General features: G+C 69.8%; 13 protein-coding genes. 3 read left to right on the forward strand and 10 right to left on the reverse strand.

From position 1 onward, the window contains the following. Positions 1–131 precede the first annotated feature (131 nt). Positions 132–2,096 (forward strand): alpha-1,4-glucan--maltose-1-phosphate maltosyltransferase, encoded by a 1,965-nt coding sequence (locus tag ACSBPH_RS02010; RefSeq protein ID WP_442577226.1) that lies wholly within the window; start codon positions 132–134, stop codon positions 2,094–2,096. After that, positions 2,093–4,273, forward strand: coding sequence for a 1,4-alpha-glucan branching protein GlgB (glgB, locus tag ACSBPH_RS02015; RefSeq protein WP_442575950.1), 2,181 nt, complete (start codon positions 2,093–2,095; stop codon positions 4,271–4,273). The genes ACSBPH_RS02010 and glgB overlap by 4 nt, the downstream gene beginning before the upstream one ends. Before the next feature lie 287 nt (positions 4,274–4,560). Here glgB and ACSBPH_RS02020 read toward each other — a convergent pair whose 3' ends face one another. Beyond that, complete coding sequence (locus tag ACSBPH_RS02020; protein WP_442575951.1) at positions 4,561–5,508, reverse strand: tetratricopeptide repeat protein; 948 nt, start codon at positions 5,506–5,508, stop codon at positions 4,561–4,563. After that, positions 5,505–7,427 carry a glycosyl transferase gene (locus ACSBPH_RS02025; protein WP_442575952.1) on the reverse strand — a complete coding sequence of 641 codons (1,923 nt, stop codon included), beginning with the start codon at positions 7,425–7,427 and terminating at the stop codon, positions 5,505–5,507. The genes ACSBPH_RS02020 and ACSBPH_RS02025 overlap by 4 nt, the downstream gene beginning before the upstream one ends. A gap of 167 nt (positions 7,428–7,594) precedes the next feature. Here ACSBPH_RS02025 and ACSBPH_RS02030 point away from each other — a divergent pair, with 167 nt between their 5' ends. Then, positions 7,595–8,650: an AI-2E family transporter gene (locus ACSBPH_RS02030; RefSeq protein WP_442575953.1), complete on the forward strand. Its 1,056-nt coding sequence runs from the start codon at positions 7,595–7,597 to the stop codon at positions 8,648–8,650. Between the two features lie 3 nt (positions 8,651–8,653). Here the strand turns inward: ACSBPH_RS02030 and ACSBPH_RS02035 are convergent, their stop codons facing one another. From ACSBPH_RS02035 to tsf, 8 genes are all read right to left on the reverse strand, one after another. Then, a complete protein-coding gene (locus tag ACSBPH_RS02035) occupies positions 8,654–9,376 on the reverse strand; it encodes an alpha/beta hydrolase (RefSeq protein ID WP_442575954.1) in 723 nt (240 codons plus the stop codon). Between the two features lies 1 nt (position 9,377). Then, positions 9,378–9,662 (reverse strand): hypothetical protein, encoded by a 285-nt coding sequence (locus ACSBPH_RS02040; RefSeq protein ID WP_442575955.1) that lies wholly within the window; start codon positions 9,660–9,662, stop codon positions 9,378–9,380. 4 nt (positions 9,663–9,666) lie between these two features. Next, positions 9,667–10,374 carry a lytic transglycosylase domain-containing protein gene (locus ACSBPH_RS02045; protein ID WP_442575956.1) on the reverse strand — a complete coding sequence of 236 codons (708 nt, stop codon included), beginning with the start codon at positions 10,372–10,374 and terminating at the stop codon, positions 9,667–9,669. Positions 10,375–10,550: 176 nt separating this feature from the next. After that, on the reverse strand, positions 10,551–11,138 hold the full coding sequence (locus ACSBPH_RS02050) for a DivIVA domain-containing protein (RefSeq protein ID WP_442575957.1): 588 nt from the start codon (positions 11,136–11,138) through the stop codon (positions 10,551–10,553). Further along, positions 11,138–12,196: a phosphatidate cytidylyltransferase gene (locus tag ACSBPH_RS02055; protein ID WP_442575958.1), complete on the reverse strand. Its 1,059-nt coding sequence runs from the start codon at positions 12,194–12,196 to the stop codon at positions 11,138–11,140. Before ACSBPH_RS02055 ends, ACSBPH_RS02050 begins: the two co-directional genes overlap by 1 nt. Positions 12,197–12,204: 8 nt before the next feature. Next, a complete protein-coding gene (frr, locus tag ACSBPH_RS02060) occupies positions 12,205–12,759 on the reverse strand; it encodes a ribosome recycling factor (RefSeq protein WP_442575959.1) in 555 nt (184 codons plus the stop codon). 51 nt (positions 12,760–12,810) lie between these two features. Next, on the reverse strand, positions 12,811–13,530 hold the full coding sequence (pyrH, locus tag ACSBPH_RS02065) for a UMP kinase (protein WP_442575960.1): 720 nt from the start codon (positions 13,528–13,530) through the stop codon (positions 12,811–12,813). 124 nt (positions 13,531–13,654) lie between these two features. Beyond that, positions 13,655–14,482, reverse strand: a complete 828-nt coding sequence (gene tsf, locus ACSBPH_RS02070; RefSeq protein ID WP_442575961.1) for a translation elongation factor Ts — start codon at positions 14,480–14,482, stop codon at positions 13,655–13,657. Positions 14,483–14,554: the final 72 nt, after the last annotated feature.

The following is a 14,554-nucleotide window of genomic DNA, read 5'->3' on the forward strand; positions in this document are numbered from 1 at the left end:
GGTAGGTTCGGAACGTGGTCACGTCCAAGCGCGTCTCGCAACCCCGTCCGTGGCGGAGTGGATCCGCCGTCCCGCTCCGGCCGGCCGTCGCCTGGCAGACGGATGTCTCGACCCGCACGGGTCGCATCCCCCTGGCGCTGCCCTCCCCCACGACTCCGGCCGGCTTCCGGCCGAAGGCGTACGTCGGCGAGGTCGTGCCGTTCCGGACGACCGCGTTCCGCGAGGGGCACGACCGCATCGGCGTCCACGTGCGGCTCTTCTCGCCGTCCGGAGACGAGTCGCTGCATCGACTGCGTCCTCTCGAGGACGGGTTCGATCGCTGGGCGACGCTCGTCGCGCCGCTCGAGCAGGGCGTCTGGAGCTTCCGCTTCGAGGGATTCGCCGACGATTTCGCGACGTGGGAGCACGCCGCCGATGTCAAGATCGCCGCAGGCGTCGACACTGCGCTCATGCGTGAGATGGGCGCGCGGCTGTTCGAGCGGGCGGTCGCCGAGAAGGACCGTCCCGCCGCAGAGAAGCGGGCGCTGACGGATGCCGCGGCCCGCCTCCGCGAGGCATCCGTGGACGACGACGCCGCCCTCGAGATCGTGCGAGATCCCGCCATCGCCGAGTACTTCGCGGCGCGGCCGCTCGCGTCGCTCGTGACGGTCGGCGAGACCTCCGAGCTCCTCGTCGAACGCGAGCGCGCGGGAGTGGGCGCGTGGTACGAGTTCTTCCCCCGGTCCGAGGGTGCGCGGCGCCTGAAGGACGGGACGATCAAGAGCGGCACCTTCCGGACGGCCGCCAAGCGCATCCCGGCCGTCGCGGCGATGGGCTTCGAAGTGCTCTACCTGCCCCCGATCCACCCGATCGGGCGGCTCAACCGCAAGGGCCCCAACAACACGCTCGATGCGCAGCCGGGCGACCCCGGGTCGCCGTGGGCGATCGGGGCGGCCGAAGGCGGCCACGACGCGGTGCACCCCGACCTCGGCACGCTCGCGGACTTCCGCGCGTTCGTCCGCGCGGCCGAGGCCGCGGGCCTCGAGGTCGCGCTCGACCTCGCGCTGCAGGCCGCGCCGGATCACCCGTGGGTCGCCGAGCACCCGGAGTGGTTCACGACGCTCCCCGACGGCTCCATCGCGTACGCCGAGAACCCGCCGAAGAAGTATCAGGACATCTATCCGATCAACTTCGACAACGATCCCGAGGGGATCAAGGCCGAGGTCCTCCGTGTCGTGCGCCACTGGATCGCCCAGGGCGTCAAGATCTTCCGCGTCGACAACCCCCACACCAAGCCGCTGCAGTTCTGGGAGTGGCTCATCGGCACGATCAACGCCGAAGACCCCGACGTGGTGTTCCTCGCCGAGGCGTTCACGCGGCCCGCGCCCATGCAGGGCCTTGCGATGGCGGGCTTCCAGCAGAGCTACTCGTACTTCACGTGGCGCAACACGAAGGAGGAGCTCGAGGAGTTCCTCGGGTCGGTCTCGAGCGAGACGGCCGACTTCATGCGCCCGAACCTCTTCGTCAACACGCCCGACATCCTCACCGAGTTCCTCCAGTACGGCGGACGGCCCGGCTACAAGATCCGCGCGGCCATCGCCGCGACGGCGGCTCCCCTCTACGGCGTCTACGCCGGCTACGAGCTCTTCGAGAACGTCGCCCGCCCGGGGTCGGAAGAGAACGTCGACAACGAGAAGTACGAGTACAAGCTCCGCGACTGGGCGGGGGCCGAGGCATCCGGAGACTCCCTCGCGCCGTTCCTGAGGCGCCTCAACCAGATCCGCCGCGAGCACCCCGCGCTCGGGCAGCTGCGCAACTTCACGGCGCACTGGAGCGACGACGACGCGATCCTGGTGTACTCGAAGCATCTCGATGCGGCGCTCTCGCCCACGGGGCGCAGCGACACCATCATCGTCGTCGCCAACGTCGACCCGCACTCGGTCCGCCAGACGATGGTGCACCTCGACACGCGCATCTGGGGCGTCCGCCCCGGCGACCCGTTCGAGGTCGAGGAGCTCCTCACGGGGCAGCAGTGGACCTGGTCGGATCACGACTTCGTCCGCCTCGACGCCTTCCATGAGCCCGTCCACATCCTGCACGTGAAGGAGCCTCGATGACCCAGATCGACGACCAGATCCTCGACACCGTCGCGACCGGCTCGTACCACGATCCGCACGGCGTGCTCGGCCTGCACGCGGGCGAGGACGGACAGGGCGCTCGTGAGTGGACCGTGCGCGCCCGGCGCCCGCTCGCGCAGAGCGTGACGGCCGTCTTCACCGACGGCACCGAGGTTCCCCTCGAGCACGTGCGCAGCGGCATCTGGGAGGGACTGCGATCGGGCGACCCCGGGCCGTACCACCTCGTCACGACCTACGAGCACGCCCCCGATTACGTCGCGGACGACCCGTACCGGCACACGCCGGTGCTCGGCGAGCTCGACATGCACCTCATCCGCGAGGGGCGCCACGAGCAGCTGTGGAACGTCCTCGGCGCCCACGTGCGCGAGCACGAGGGCACGTGGGGCACGTCGTTCGCGGTGTGGGCTCCCAACGCACGCGCCGTGCGGGTCGTCGGCGACTTCAACGACTGGGACGGCCAGGGCCACGCCATGCGGTCGATGGGCTCCAGCGGCGTGTGGGAGCTCTTCGTCCCCGCGCTCGGCCCCGGCGCCGCCTACAAGTACCAGATCCTCACGCGTCGCGGCGAATGGATCGACAAGGCCGACCCCATGGCGCGTTTCGCGGAAGTTCCGCCGGCCACGGCATCCGTCATCGTCCAGAGCTCGTACACCTGGGCCGACGACGACTGGATGACCCGCCGCGCGAAGACCCAGCAGGTGTCGCAGCCCGTCTCGATCTACGAGCTGCACTTCGGCTCGTGGCGTCCGGGACTCGGGTACCGGGATGCCGCGGACCAGCTCATCGAGTACGTCACGGCGCAGGGTTTCACCCACGTCGAGTTCATGCCGCTCGCCGAGCACCCGTTCGGCGGGTCGTGGGGCTACCAGGTCACGGGCTATTACGCGCCCACGAGCCGGTTCGGGCACCCCGACGACCTGAAGTACCTCATCGATCGCCTCCACCAGGCCGACATCGGCGTGATCATGGACTGGGTCCCGGGTCACTTCCCCAAGGACTCGTTCGCCCTGGCGAGGTTCGACGGCGAGGCGCTGTACGAGCACCCGGACCCCCGCCGCGGCGAGCACAAGGACTGGGGCACGTACATCTTCGACTACGGGCGCCGGGAGGTGCGCAACTTCCTCGTCGCCAACGCCCTGTACTGGCTCGAGGAGTTCCACGTCGACGGCCTGCGGGTCGACGCCGTCGCCTCGATGCTCTACCTCGACTACTCCCGCGAACCCGGCGAGTGGGTGCCCAACGTGCACGGGGGCCGCGAGAACCTCGAGGCCATCTCGTTCCTGCAGGAGGTCAACGCCACGGCGTACAAGCGCTACCCCGGCGTCGCGATCATCGCCGAGGAGTCCACGAGCTTCCCGGGCGTCACGGCGCCCACGAGCCGGGCGGGCCTGGGCTTCGGGTTCAAGTGGAACATGGGCTGGATGAACGACTCGCTCCAGTACATCAAGCGCGACCCGATGTACCGCGCCCACCACGAGGGCGAGATGTCGTTCTCGTTCGTGTACGCGTTCAGCGAGAACTACATCCTCCCGATCAGCCATGACGAGGTCGTGCACGGCAAGGGCAGCCTCTTCGGACGGATGCCGGGCGACCACTGGCAGAAGCTTGCGAACATGCGGGCCTTCCTGGCCTACATGTGGGGGCATCCGGGCAAGCAGCTGCTGTTCATGGGCCAGGAGTTCGGCCAGATGTCCGAGTGGTCCGAGTCCCGCGCGCTGGACTGGTGGCTGCTCGAGCAGCCGTCCCACGCCCAGCTGCACCACTTCGTCGGCGCCCTCAACCGCGTCTATCGCGAGCACTCGGCGCTGTGGGCGCGCGACAGCGACGGCGCGGCCTTCGCCCGCCTGGGCGCACCGACGTGGAACCCGAACGTGATCGCGTTCTCGCGCCGCGACTGGCACGGCAACACGATCGTCGTCGTCGCGAACTTCTCGGGAGTGCCGGTCTACAACTTCGAGCTCGACCTGCCCGAGTCCGGCGTGTGGCACGAGGCCCTCAACACCGATGCCCGCGAGTACGGCGGATCCGGCGTCGGCAACCTCGGCGTCGTCAACGCCAACGCCGACAAGCGCGCGACGATGATCCTGCCGCCGCTGGGCGTGCTGTACCTGCGGCACGACCCCGAGGCGCACATTCCGTCCCCCACCCAGGGCTGACCCGCGCCGCGGTGCGGTGACGGGATGCCGCGGCATCCGTCACCGTCGAGACAGGGGTTTCTCGTCGAGACGGGGGAAATCCCGTCCGGTTTCGACGCGAATCCCTGGTTTCGGCGCGGCCTGCGTCAGAAGAGCAGCGACGCGAGCCCGCGGTGCGCGCGCGGTGCGCGCGCGTGCGGGCGACGGATGCCGCGGCATCCGTCACCGTCGAGACAGGGGTTTCTCGTCGAGACCGGGGAAATCCCGTCCGGTCTCGACGCGAATCCCTGGTTTCGGCGCGGCCTGCGTCAGAAGAGCAGCGACGCGAGCCTGCCGCGCGCGCGGAGCACGCGGGCGTCGGCGTCGCCCACGACGCCGAAGAGGTCGAGGAGTCGCTCCCGCACGGGGGCGCGCTCGTCGGCAGGCAACGCCGCGAACAGCTCGAGGAGCCGGTCGAAGGCGTCGTCCACGTGGCCTCCCGACAGGTCGAGGTCGGCGACGAGGAGCTGCGCGTCGACGTCGGCGGGCGCCTCGGCGGCGGCCGCGCGTGCGGACTGGAGGTCGGCCCCGCTGATGCGGTCGAGGAGGCGCACCTGGCCGAGGCCCGCGCGGGCGTCGGCGTCGCGCGGATTCTCGGCGAGAGCCTTCTCGTAGGCGGCGATGGCGCGGGGGTAGTCGCCCTCCTCGATCGCCTGGAAGGCCTCGGCGTGGAGGGGCGGGAGCGGCGGCTCAGCCGCCTCGGCGCCATCCTCCTCGCTCCCGGCGCCGGTGACGTCCAGACGGCCGCTCACGCCGTTCTGCGCTGCGACCTGGAGAAGCTGCGCGAAGACCTCGCGCACCTGCTGCTCGGGCACGGCGCCGGTGAACAGCGGCACCGGCTGGCCGCCGACGAGCGCGACGACCATCGGGATGGACTGGGCGCGGAACGCCTGCGAGAGCTGCGGGTTGGCGTCGACGTCGACCTTCGCGAGTACGACACGGCCGTCGAGCTCCCCGACGACCTTCTCGAGGATCGGGCTCAGCTGCTTGCACGGCCCGCACCACTCGGCCCAGAGGTCGACGACGACGGGGACGGTGCGCGAGAGCTCGAGCACCTCGCCGAACGTCTCGTCCGTCACATCCATGACGAGCGACGCCACGCTGCCGACGGGTGCGCCGGAAGCCTCGGGCGCCGCGGCGGGGGCGGCGGGACGGTTGCGTAGAGAGGACAGGTCCACTGCGCCACGCAGGACGGCGCCGGGAGCCGGATCGGTCACTTGATCACCTTCGCGTCGAGGATGTCGGAGGCGTAGCCGAGCAGCTGGATCTTCTCGGTCGAGCCCTGACTGGGCACGTAGAAGAAGAGCTGATCGCTGAACGTCGTCGTGAACCCGGTGGCGGACTGGTCCACCCCGGCGAGGGTCTTCACTGTCGGGTTGTCGCCGACCTTGATCACCGCGTCGGCATTGGTGGGCTTGACGGTGTCGGTCTCGTTGATGCTCACGGCGACGATCGCGCCGCTCTCCAGCGTAGCGAGCGAGAGAGGGGCATCGGCGCCCGCGGTCGACTCGAACGTGAGGCTGCCCGTCTGAGCGCCCGTCGCATTGAACTCGTCGAGGCGCTTCTGGCGGTCGGCGGCGACGCCCGCGCGGAACTGGTCCTCGGTCTCGTCGAACAGGCCGTAATACTCGCTGTCCTCGCCCTTGTTGAGGATGTCGGCATAGGCCGCGGCCACCTTGTCGGGCTGCAGGATGAGGAACGGCGAGTCAGGCGCCACGCCCGTCGCGCCGATGTAGGGCGGAGCGAGGTCGGGGAGCTTCGTGGCGGCCTCGAGGCTCGACATGTAGCTGAGCTTGTACGGCGACCACGCGTCCTGCTGCGTCATCATCATGATGTTCGCCGTCTTGTTGTCCTTGTCGGCGACGACCGCCATGACGGTCCGGGGCCACTCGTCCTTGGCCTGCGGGAGCAGCGGGAAGACGGGCTTCGTGGGAATCGGCGCGGGCGCCTTGTAGTCGGCGATCGCGGCTCGGAGCTTGTAGTTGGTCGAGCGCTCCGCGAGCATGGCGCCGTCGAGCCGCGTCGCGGCGAGCGAGGCGTCGAGGCCGGCATCGGCATCCGCCACCGTCTTGGAGATGCGGGACAGGATGCGCTCGGCCTGCGACTCCGTGACCGCCGGCGCCTGCTGGCCGTCCGGCACGATCACGGTTCCGGTCGGACTCGGGGTCGGGGTGGCCGCGATCTCGGGCCACGAGTCCGCCGAGCAGCCCGTGAAGAGGAGGGCCGAGACGGCGACTGCGGGGAGGATCACGAAGGCGCGCTTGCCCCGCGCGAGCGCCCGTCGGGTCGGGGCGCCGGAGCTGATGACGCCCTTGCCGGCGCTGTCGACGGCGAGGTCGATCGGCTCGGTGACCGGGAGTGGCAGGCCCTTGCGACGCGGGCCGCGCGAGCGACGGACGTGACGGATGCCGAGGATGTAGAGGAAGATGCCGAGGGCCATCAGGATGCCGCCGCCGACGATGAGCGGACCCGCCCACGGTGTCGAGTGCTGCAGTGGCCATGAGACGGAAAGCTCGCTCGGCGCCGGCGCCGTGCCGTCGGAGGCGACCAGGACGCTCATGGTGTCGGGGAGCTGGAGCGGTGCGACCAGGAGGTCGTCCTGCTGGAACTCGTCGAGCCAGAGATCCGAGCCGACGGGGCTTCGACCCGCGGTCTCCCCCGCCGCCGCATCGCCGCCGGCAGCGGCGTCGGTCGCCGCGTCGCCTGCTGCCGCATCACCGGCCGTCGCGTCGCCCGCTGCGGCGTCGGTCGGCGCCGTCGTCGCCGCCGGGGTCGAGGCATCCGTCCCCTCCGTCGTCGTGGCGTCTTCGACGGTGGGCTCGACGAGCTTGGTGCGCGGGGCACCCTTCTTGTCGAGCGTCACGGCGTTGTAGGTGGTGTCGGACAGCCAGGCCTTCATGTCGCCCGTGCGCCCGTAGGCGACGAAGATCGTGCCGTCACCGGTGGCGCGGAGGGTCTGCGAGCCGGCAGCGGAATTGAGCACGCTGCCGTCGATGAGCGTGTACGGGGCGGGCTCTTCAACGGAGATCGCGGTGGTCTGCGTCTTGGGTCCCTGGAAGACCGTACGCTGAGCGATACCCGCTCCGATCATCACGGCCGCGAGCACGAACGCCGCGACGGCCCACACGAAACGCACGAATCAACACCTTCCCAGGGCCCGCGAGACTGCGTACGGGCCGCACATTCGACGTTCCAGACTAGCGAAGACGACCTGAAAGACCCCAGAGAGGGTCATTGCGCGGCTCGGGCCCGCCACTCTCGTATTCTTGCCAGACGACATCCGTCCTCGATCGGGAGGCCCCAGTGAAGCTGCACAATCCGTTCCGCGTGGCGTTCGTCGCCACGTTGGGCGTGGGGCTCGGCCTCCTTCTCATCACGAGCATCCAGACGCTGTCGACGATCCTCCTCTACGTGGGGACGGCGCTGTTCCTCTCTCTGGGCCTGGATCCCGTCGTCGCGTGGCTCGAGCGCCGCAAGCTCCCCCGGTGGGCGGCCGTGCTCATCACGATCGTCGCCGTGCTCGCCGTCTTCGCCGGCATCATCCTGATGGTGCTGCCGATCATCTTCGATCAGGTGGGGCAGCTCGTCGCCGCGATCACCGACATCGTCGAGGGCGGCACGATCGTCGAAGACATGAAGGCGTGGCTGCAGGGCGTCTTCCCGCAGCTGAAGGTCGACGAGGTCTTCAACTACGTGCAGCAGTGGCTGCAGGACAACGTCGGCAACATCAGCGGATCGATCGGGCAGGGCGTCATCGCCGTGGGCGCCTCGCTCCTGGCGGGCCTCACCGGCGCCTTCATCGTGCTGATCCTCACGATCTACTTCACGGCGTCGACCCCGGCGCTCAAGAAGTCGGTCTACCAGCTCGTCCCGGCCTCGAAGCGGCCCCGATTCATCGACCTGTCGGAGCAGATCACCGACTCCGTCGGCTACTACGTCATCGGGCAGCTGATCCTCGGTGCGACCAACGGTGTGCTGAGCGCGATCTTCCTGTCGATCATCGGAGCGCCGTTCCCCGCGGTCCTCGCCGTGATCGCGTTCTTCTTCTCGATCATCCCGCTCGTGGGCACCCTCACGGGCTCGACGATCATCGTGCTCATCTGCCTCGGCCTCGGCTCGCCCACCACGGCGCTCATCGCCGCGATCTACTACCTCATCTACATGCAGATCGAGGCGTACGTGATCTCGCCGCGCATCATGAACCGCGCCGTCTCGGTGCCGGGTGCCGTCGTGGTGATCGCCGCCCTCGCCGGCGGCGCGCTCCTCGGCCTCCTCGGCGCCCTCGTCGCGATCCCCGTGGCGGCGAGCATCCTGATCATCTACCGCCAGGTCGTGATCCCGCGCCAGAACGAGCGCTGAGCGCTACTCCCCCGCGGGTCCGTCCCACTCGTCGGGCAGCGGGAGCGCCTCGGGATTGACCGCCGCGACGATCTCGGTGAGGACGCGACGGGTCTGCGCCTCGCCGACCCAGAGGTGCTTGCCCCCTTCGACGGGGATGAGCACGGCGTGCGGCACGGCCGAGAAGCGATCGGACGCGGCATCCGGTCTCAGATAGTCGTCGAACTCCGGGATGAGCGCGATGACGCGCCGCGGATCGTCCGCCCACGCCGACACCTCGTCGGGCGTCGCCCGGTGGAGTGGCGGCGAGAGCAGGATGACGCCTTCGACGGCGTGGTCGCGGCCGTACTTGAGTGCGAGCTCGGTTCCGAACGACCAGCCGACGAGCCATGGCCGGGGGAGGCTCCGCTCGCGGACGAAGTCCATCGCCGCGGCGAGATCGAACGCCTCGGCGCGGCCGCCGTCGAACGCGCCCTCGCTCGTGCCGCGCGGCGAGGTCGTGCCCCGCGTGTTGAAGCGGAGCACGGCGAGGTCCGCCAGGGCGGGCAGCCGTGCCGCCGCCTTGCGGAGGATGTGCGAGTCCATGAACCCGCCGGCAGTGGGGAGCGGATGCAGCGTCACGAGCGTCGCGACCGGATCGTGCTCGAGCGGCACGGCCAGCTCCCCCACCAGGGTCAGGCCGTCCAGGGTCTCGAGCTCGATGTCTTCCCGGCGGGCGGGGAGCAGGAGAGGTCCGCGGATCTCCACGTCAGCCGATCCTCCAACAGTGCGTGTGCCAGTGTCTGCGGGCGGCGAGATCCGCCTGATCGCCCAGGACCCCGTCGGCACGCCACGTGACCAGGTGCGCCGTCCCGGCTTCGACGGTCCGTCCGCAGCCGGGGCATGTGTAGGCCTTGACGGACTGCGCGCCGCTCACCGGCTGGACGACCCACTCGACTCCGCGACGGATCTCGTTGCGCTTCCATCCTGCCAGGAGCCGCTCGAACGAACCGTTCCCCGCCGGATCGGGCCGCCGCCGGTTCGACCGCGGCATGGCCTCAATACCAGCCGGTGCTCTGCGAGTGGCCCCACGCCCCGCACGGGGTGCCGTAGCGGCCGCCGATGTAGCCGAGGCCCCACGCGATCTGCGTCGCGGGGTTGGTCTCCCAGTCGGCGCCGGCCGACCCCATCTTGCTGCCGGGAAGGGCCTGCGGGATGCCGTAGGCACCGCTTCCCCGGTTGTACGCGTTGACGCGCCAGCCGGACTCCTTGTTCCACAGCGCCACGAGGCACGAGAACTGATCGTCGCCCCAGCCGCGTGCGTGCACCATGTCGTAGGCGATCGCCTGCGCCGAACCCGGATCGGGCGAGACGAAGGGCGGTGCCCAGCCCGAGCCGGACGAAGCCGACTTCGCCGCCTTCGTGGGAGTCGGGGTCGGCGTGGGCTTGGGCGTGACGTAGACCGAGTAGCCGCCGCGGTCCAGCGCGGCCGCCTCGGGCTCCGCGTCGGCGGAGGCGAGCTCGAGCTTCTGGATGTCGCCGAGTCCGCTCGCGTAGAGCGTGACGGGCGCCGCCTCGTCGGCATTCGCGGCGACGAGCGCCGAACCCGTCGGACCGACGTAGGCCGCGACGAACCCGATGGCGGCCAGGGTCGCGAAGACACTCAGGACGCTGCGCCGGCGCGACCACCGCTGCGTCGGAACCGCCGTGCGCACGCCGGCCGACGGGACTGCGGTCGCGCTCGTCGTGGGCTGCTGACGACGCATCCGTCGGGACGCTACGGGAATCATCTCGTTGCCGGAAGTCACAGTGCCCACGAGTCTAGCGATTCGGCGCGGGCCGTGCCATCAGCGACAGGCCCGCCCGACGGTGGGCTCAGACGACCGCGGGTAGGCCCGCCCCACGACCGGAACCGCACGACCGCGACCTGCGACGACGAGGCTCACACGACGGCGAGCATGACCTCCACGACGGCATCGAGCACGGCATCCACCTGTGTCTCGCGGTAGCCGCCCCGCTGCATGCGGAACGCGACGGAGCGCACCTGCTCGACCGTCACGGTGTCGCCCGTCTCGAGATAGCGGGCGATCTTGTCGGCGACGAGATCGACCTCGTCGATGCGGTAGCCGTAGCGCATGACGCCGACCCGGTCGAAGCGCTGTCCGCGTGGGCGCGACAGGCGGTCGAGGACCACCTGCGCCGTCTCTTTGGTGCGCCCGACCCACTCGCGCGCGCCGGAGCGTGTCATCACGGCCTGACGCTCGCGCACCGCGAAGGCGTCCTCGATGCGTCCGAGTGCCGCGTCGACCGCGGCGATGACGTAGCCGTGCTTGACGAGCGGGAAGGCGACCCGGCGCACGTCGGCGGCGGTCAGCGCCGTCTCGGGCGCGTCGGGTTCGTCGAACGCGGCCTTCGCGCGGCGGAGGAAGGCGTCGACGGCGCGCTTCTCGTAGCCCTTGGTGCGCCCCGCGGTCTCGGGGAAGGACGCGACAGGCGTATCGGACGTTTCGGGAGGCGAGGAGGAGGTCATCAGGATGCCAGAGGGTTGAGGAGGTAGTACATCGCCAGTGCCGCGACGACGGAGAGGAGGATCGAGTCGAGGCGGTCGAGGACTCCCCCGTGACCGGGAAGCCACGAGCTCATGTCCTTGATGCCGAGGTCGCGCTTGATCATCGACTCGCCGAGATCGCCGGCTGTCGCCGTGAGCAGGATGACGATGCCGAACACGAGGCCCGCCCACCACGGGATGTGGAGCATGTAGAGACCGAGGATCAGGCCCGCGATCAGGGCCGCGAGAGCTGCGCCGGCGAAGCCCTCCCACGTCTTCTTCGGACTGATGCGCGGCGCCATGGGATGGCGCCCGAACGCGACGCCCGCGGCGTAGGCGCCCGTGTCGGAGGCGACGGCGATGATGATGAAGGAGAGCACCCACCACTCGCCGCCCTCCTGGCGCAGGAGCACGACGCACAGGCTCGCGAGGAACGCGACGTAGAGCTGCGAGAAGCCGGCGATGACGACGTCGGTGAGCACCGCGCCGTAGGGACGGCCGTCATGTGCGGTCATCTGCGCGAGCAGGCGCCACACGATCACGAAGGCGACGGCGACGAATGTCGTGACCCAGTGCAGCCAGGGCTCGCCGAAGAAGCCCGCGAGCACCAGGACGATCCCGGCCCCGATCTGCGGCCACACGTCCATCCTGCGCCCCGCGCCATTGAGGGCTCGCCCGAACTCGAAGAGCCCGAGCACCGTGGCCGCCAGCGCGAAGAGGACGAAGAGCCACTTCACGAAGATGAGCGAGGCGATGAGCACGGCCCCGATCGCGATGCCGATGAGGCTCGCGACGATGAGGTCGCGCCCCGTGCGCTGCTTGATGCGCTCGTTGGCCTCTTCGAACTCGGCACGGGCGTGCGCGACCTGGCTCTCCAGCCCCTCGCGCGCGGCCCGGAGCTGGTGCTGGATCGCCGCGGACGGCTCCTGCTGCGGCGCCGACGGCTGCTGCCGCCTCACGCGGGCTGCGTCGCGCCTGCTCTTCGGGGGCTCGGCCCCGGCGGGCGAGGGCCCGGGCGCCTCACCGGATGCGTCCGACATGGGATGTCTCAGACCTCGAGCAGCTCGGTCTCTTTGCGCTTGAGCGCCTCGTCGATGGCGTCGACGTGCGAACGCGTGAGGGCGTCGAGTTCCTTCTCGGCACGGGCGAGCTCGTCTTCGCCGAACTCGCTCTTGAGGTCGTCGAGGTCGTCCTTGGACTTGCGACGGATGCCGCGCACGTGCACCTTCGCATCCTCGCCCTTGGAGCGCACGATCTTGACGAACTCGCGGCGGCGCTCCTCGGTGAGCTCGGGGAGCGTCACGCGGACGATGTTGCCGTCGTTGGTCGGGTTGGCCCCGAGGTTCGGGGTGTCGCGGATGGCCTGCTCGATCGCCTTGAGCGCCGACTTGTCGTAGGGCGTCACGATGAGCGTGCGCGCCTCGGGGTTGTTCAGCGACGCCAGCTGCGCGAGCGGGGTGGGCGTGCCGTAGTAGTCGACCAGGATCTTCTGGAAGAGCTGCGGGTTCGCGCGGCCCGTCCGGACGCTGGCGAAGTCGTCTTTCGCGGCCTCTACGGCGCGATCCATGCGCGTCGCGGCATCGGACAGAACGTCGGCGATCACAGTGACTCCCCTCGTGGGTTCGAAGATCCCAGTCTAGTCGGCAGGGCCGCGTCAGACCGTGACGAGCGTGCCGATGGACTCGCCGAGCAGGGCGCGGGTGACGTTGCCTGCGGGCTCCATGCCGAACACGCGCATGTCGATCCCGTTGTCCATGCAGAGGCTGAACGCGGTCGAGTCGACGACCTTCAGTCCCCGCAGGAGGGCATCGGAATACGTGAGCTCGTCGATGCGGGTGGCCGAGGCATCCAGCCGCGGGTCAGCCGTGTAGACCCCGTCGACGCCGTTCTTGGCGACGAGGATCTCGTCGCACTTCGTCTCCAGAGCGCGCTGGGCGGCGACCGTGTCGGTCGAGAAGTAGGGCAGGCCCGCCCCGGCGCCGAAGATGACGACGCGGCCCTTCTCCATATGGCGCTCGGCGCGACGCGGGATGTAGGGCTCGGCGACCTGCGTCATCGAGATGGCCGACTGCACGCGTGTCGCGGCACCCGCCTGCTCGAGGAAGTCCTGGAGCGCGAGGGCGTTCATGACCGTGCCGAGCATGCCCATGTAATCGGCGCGCCCGCGGTCCATGCCGCGCTGGCTGAGCTCCGCACCGCGGAAGAAGTTGCCGCCGCCGACGACGACCGCGATCTCGACGCGATCGACGGCAGCCGCGATCTCACGGGCCATCTGGCTGATCACGTCGGGATTGACCCCGAGCTGGCCGGCGCCGAACGCCTCACCGGAGAGCTTCAGGAGGACGCGGCGGCGTCCGGTCGCTTCTTTGATCACGTGGGATCCTCTCGTCGCGAATTGCAGACTATCGAAAGCCGTGGGTTTCGGTGAGCGCGCGAGCCGGCCTCACCCGTGCATGAGAAAGGCCCGCATCGGATTCGATGCGGGCCTTTCTGGAGTGTTACGCGCCGACCTTGAAGCGGGCGAAGTCGGTGAGCGTGAGACCGGCGTCCTTGGCGACCTGGGCGACGGAGAGCTTGTTGTCCTTCGCGTAGTCCTGGTCGAGGAGGGAGACCTGCTTGAAGAACGCGTTGACGCGGCCCTCGACGATCTTCGGAAGGGCGGCCTCGGGCTTTCCTTCGTTGCGCGAGATCTCCGTGACGATCTGACGCTCCTTCTCGACCTCGTCGGCCGGGACGTCGTCGCGCGTCAGGTAGGTGGGGTTGGCGAACGAGATGTGCTGCGCGAGGCTGCGAGCCGTCTCGGCGTCGTCACCCGAGTAGGCCAGCACGACGCCGACCTGGGGCGGGAGGTCCTTGCTCGTCTTGTGCAGGTAGATCTCGAACTTGTCGCCCGAGAGCGTGCGCACGCGACGGAGCTCGACCTTCTCGCCGATGATCGCGGCCTCGTCGGAGATGAGCTCGGCGACGGTCTGGCTGCCGGCGGGCGCCGCGAGGGCGGCCTCGGCCGAGTCGGCACCGGCGGCGGCGGCCGCGTCGAGCACCTTGTCGGCGAGGGCGATGAAGCGCTCGTTCTTCGCGACGAAGTCGGTCTCGGTGTTGAGCTCGAGGATCGTGACCTTGCCGCCCTGCTCCTTCGCGGCGATGAGGCCCTCGCTCGTCGAGCGGTCGGCGCGCTTGGCGTTGCCCTTCGCGCCCTTGAGGCGGAGGATCTCGACAGCCTTCTCGAGGTCGCCGTCGGCCTCCTCGAGCGCCTTCTTGGTGTCGACCATGCCGGTGCCGAGCTGCTCGCGCAGCGCCTTGATGTCGGCGATCGTGAAGTTTGCCATGGGTGGTGGCTCCTTGCTTGTGGAGAGTTCTCGTGGGATGCCTCGGCGGGGCCGCTCTGCGACCCCGCCGAA

The organism is Microbacterium sp. F51-2R, from assembly GCF_052180235.1.
Lineage (GTDB): Bacteria > Actinomycetota > Actinomycetes > Actinomycetales > Microbacteriaceae > Microbacterium.

Bases quoted from the DNA above. Each gene is read 5' to 3' on its own strand.
- glgB (WP_442575950.1), top strand. From the start codon at position 2,093: ATGACCCAGATCGACGACCAGATCCTCGACACCGTCGCGACCGGCTCG.
- ACSBPH_RS02040 (WP_442575955.1), bottom strand. From the start codon at position 9,662: ATGCCGCGGTCGAACCGGCGGCGGCCCGATCCGGCGGGGAACGGTTCG.
- ACSBPH_RS02045 (WP_442575956.1), bottom strand. From the start codon at position 10,374: ATGCGTCGTCAGCAGCCCACGACGAGCGCGACCGCAGTCCCGTCGGCC.
- ACSBPH_RS02050 (WP_442575957.1), bottom strand. From the start codon at position 11,138: ATGACCTCCTCCTCGCCTCCCGAAACGTCCGATACGCCTGTCGCGTCC.
- ACSBPH_RS02055 (WP_442575958.1), bottom strand. From the start codon at position 12,196: ATGTCGGACGCATCCGGTGAGGCGCCCGGGCCCTCGCCCGCCGGGGCC.
- tsf (WP_442575961.1), bottom strand. From the start codon at position 14,482: ATGGCAAACTTCACGATCGCCGACATCAAGGCGCTGCGCGAGCAGCTC.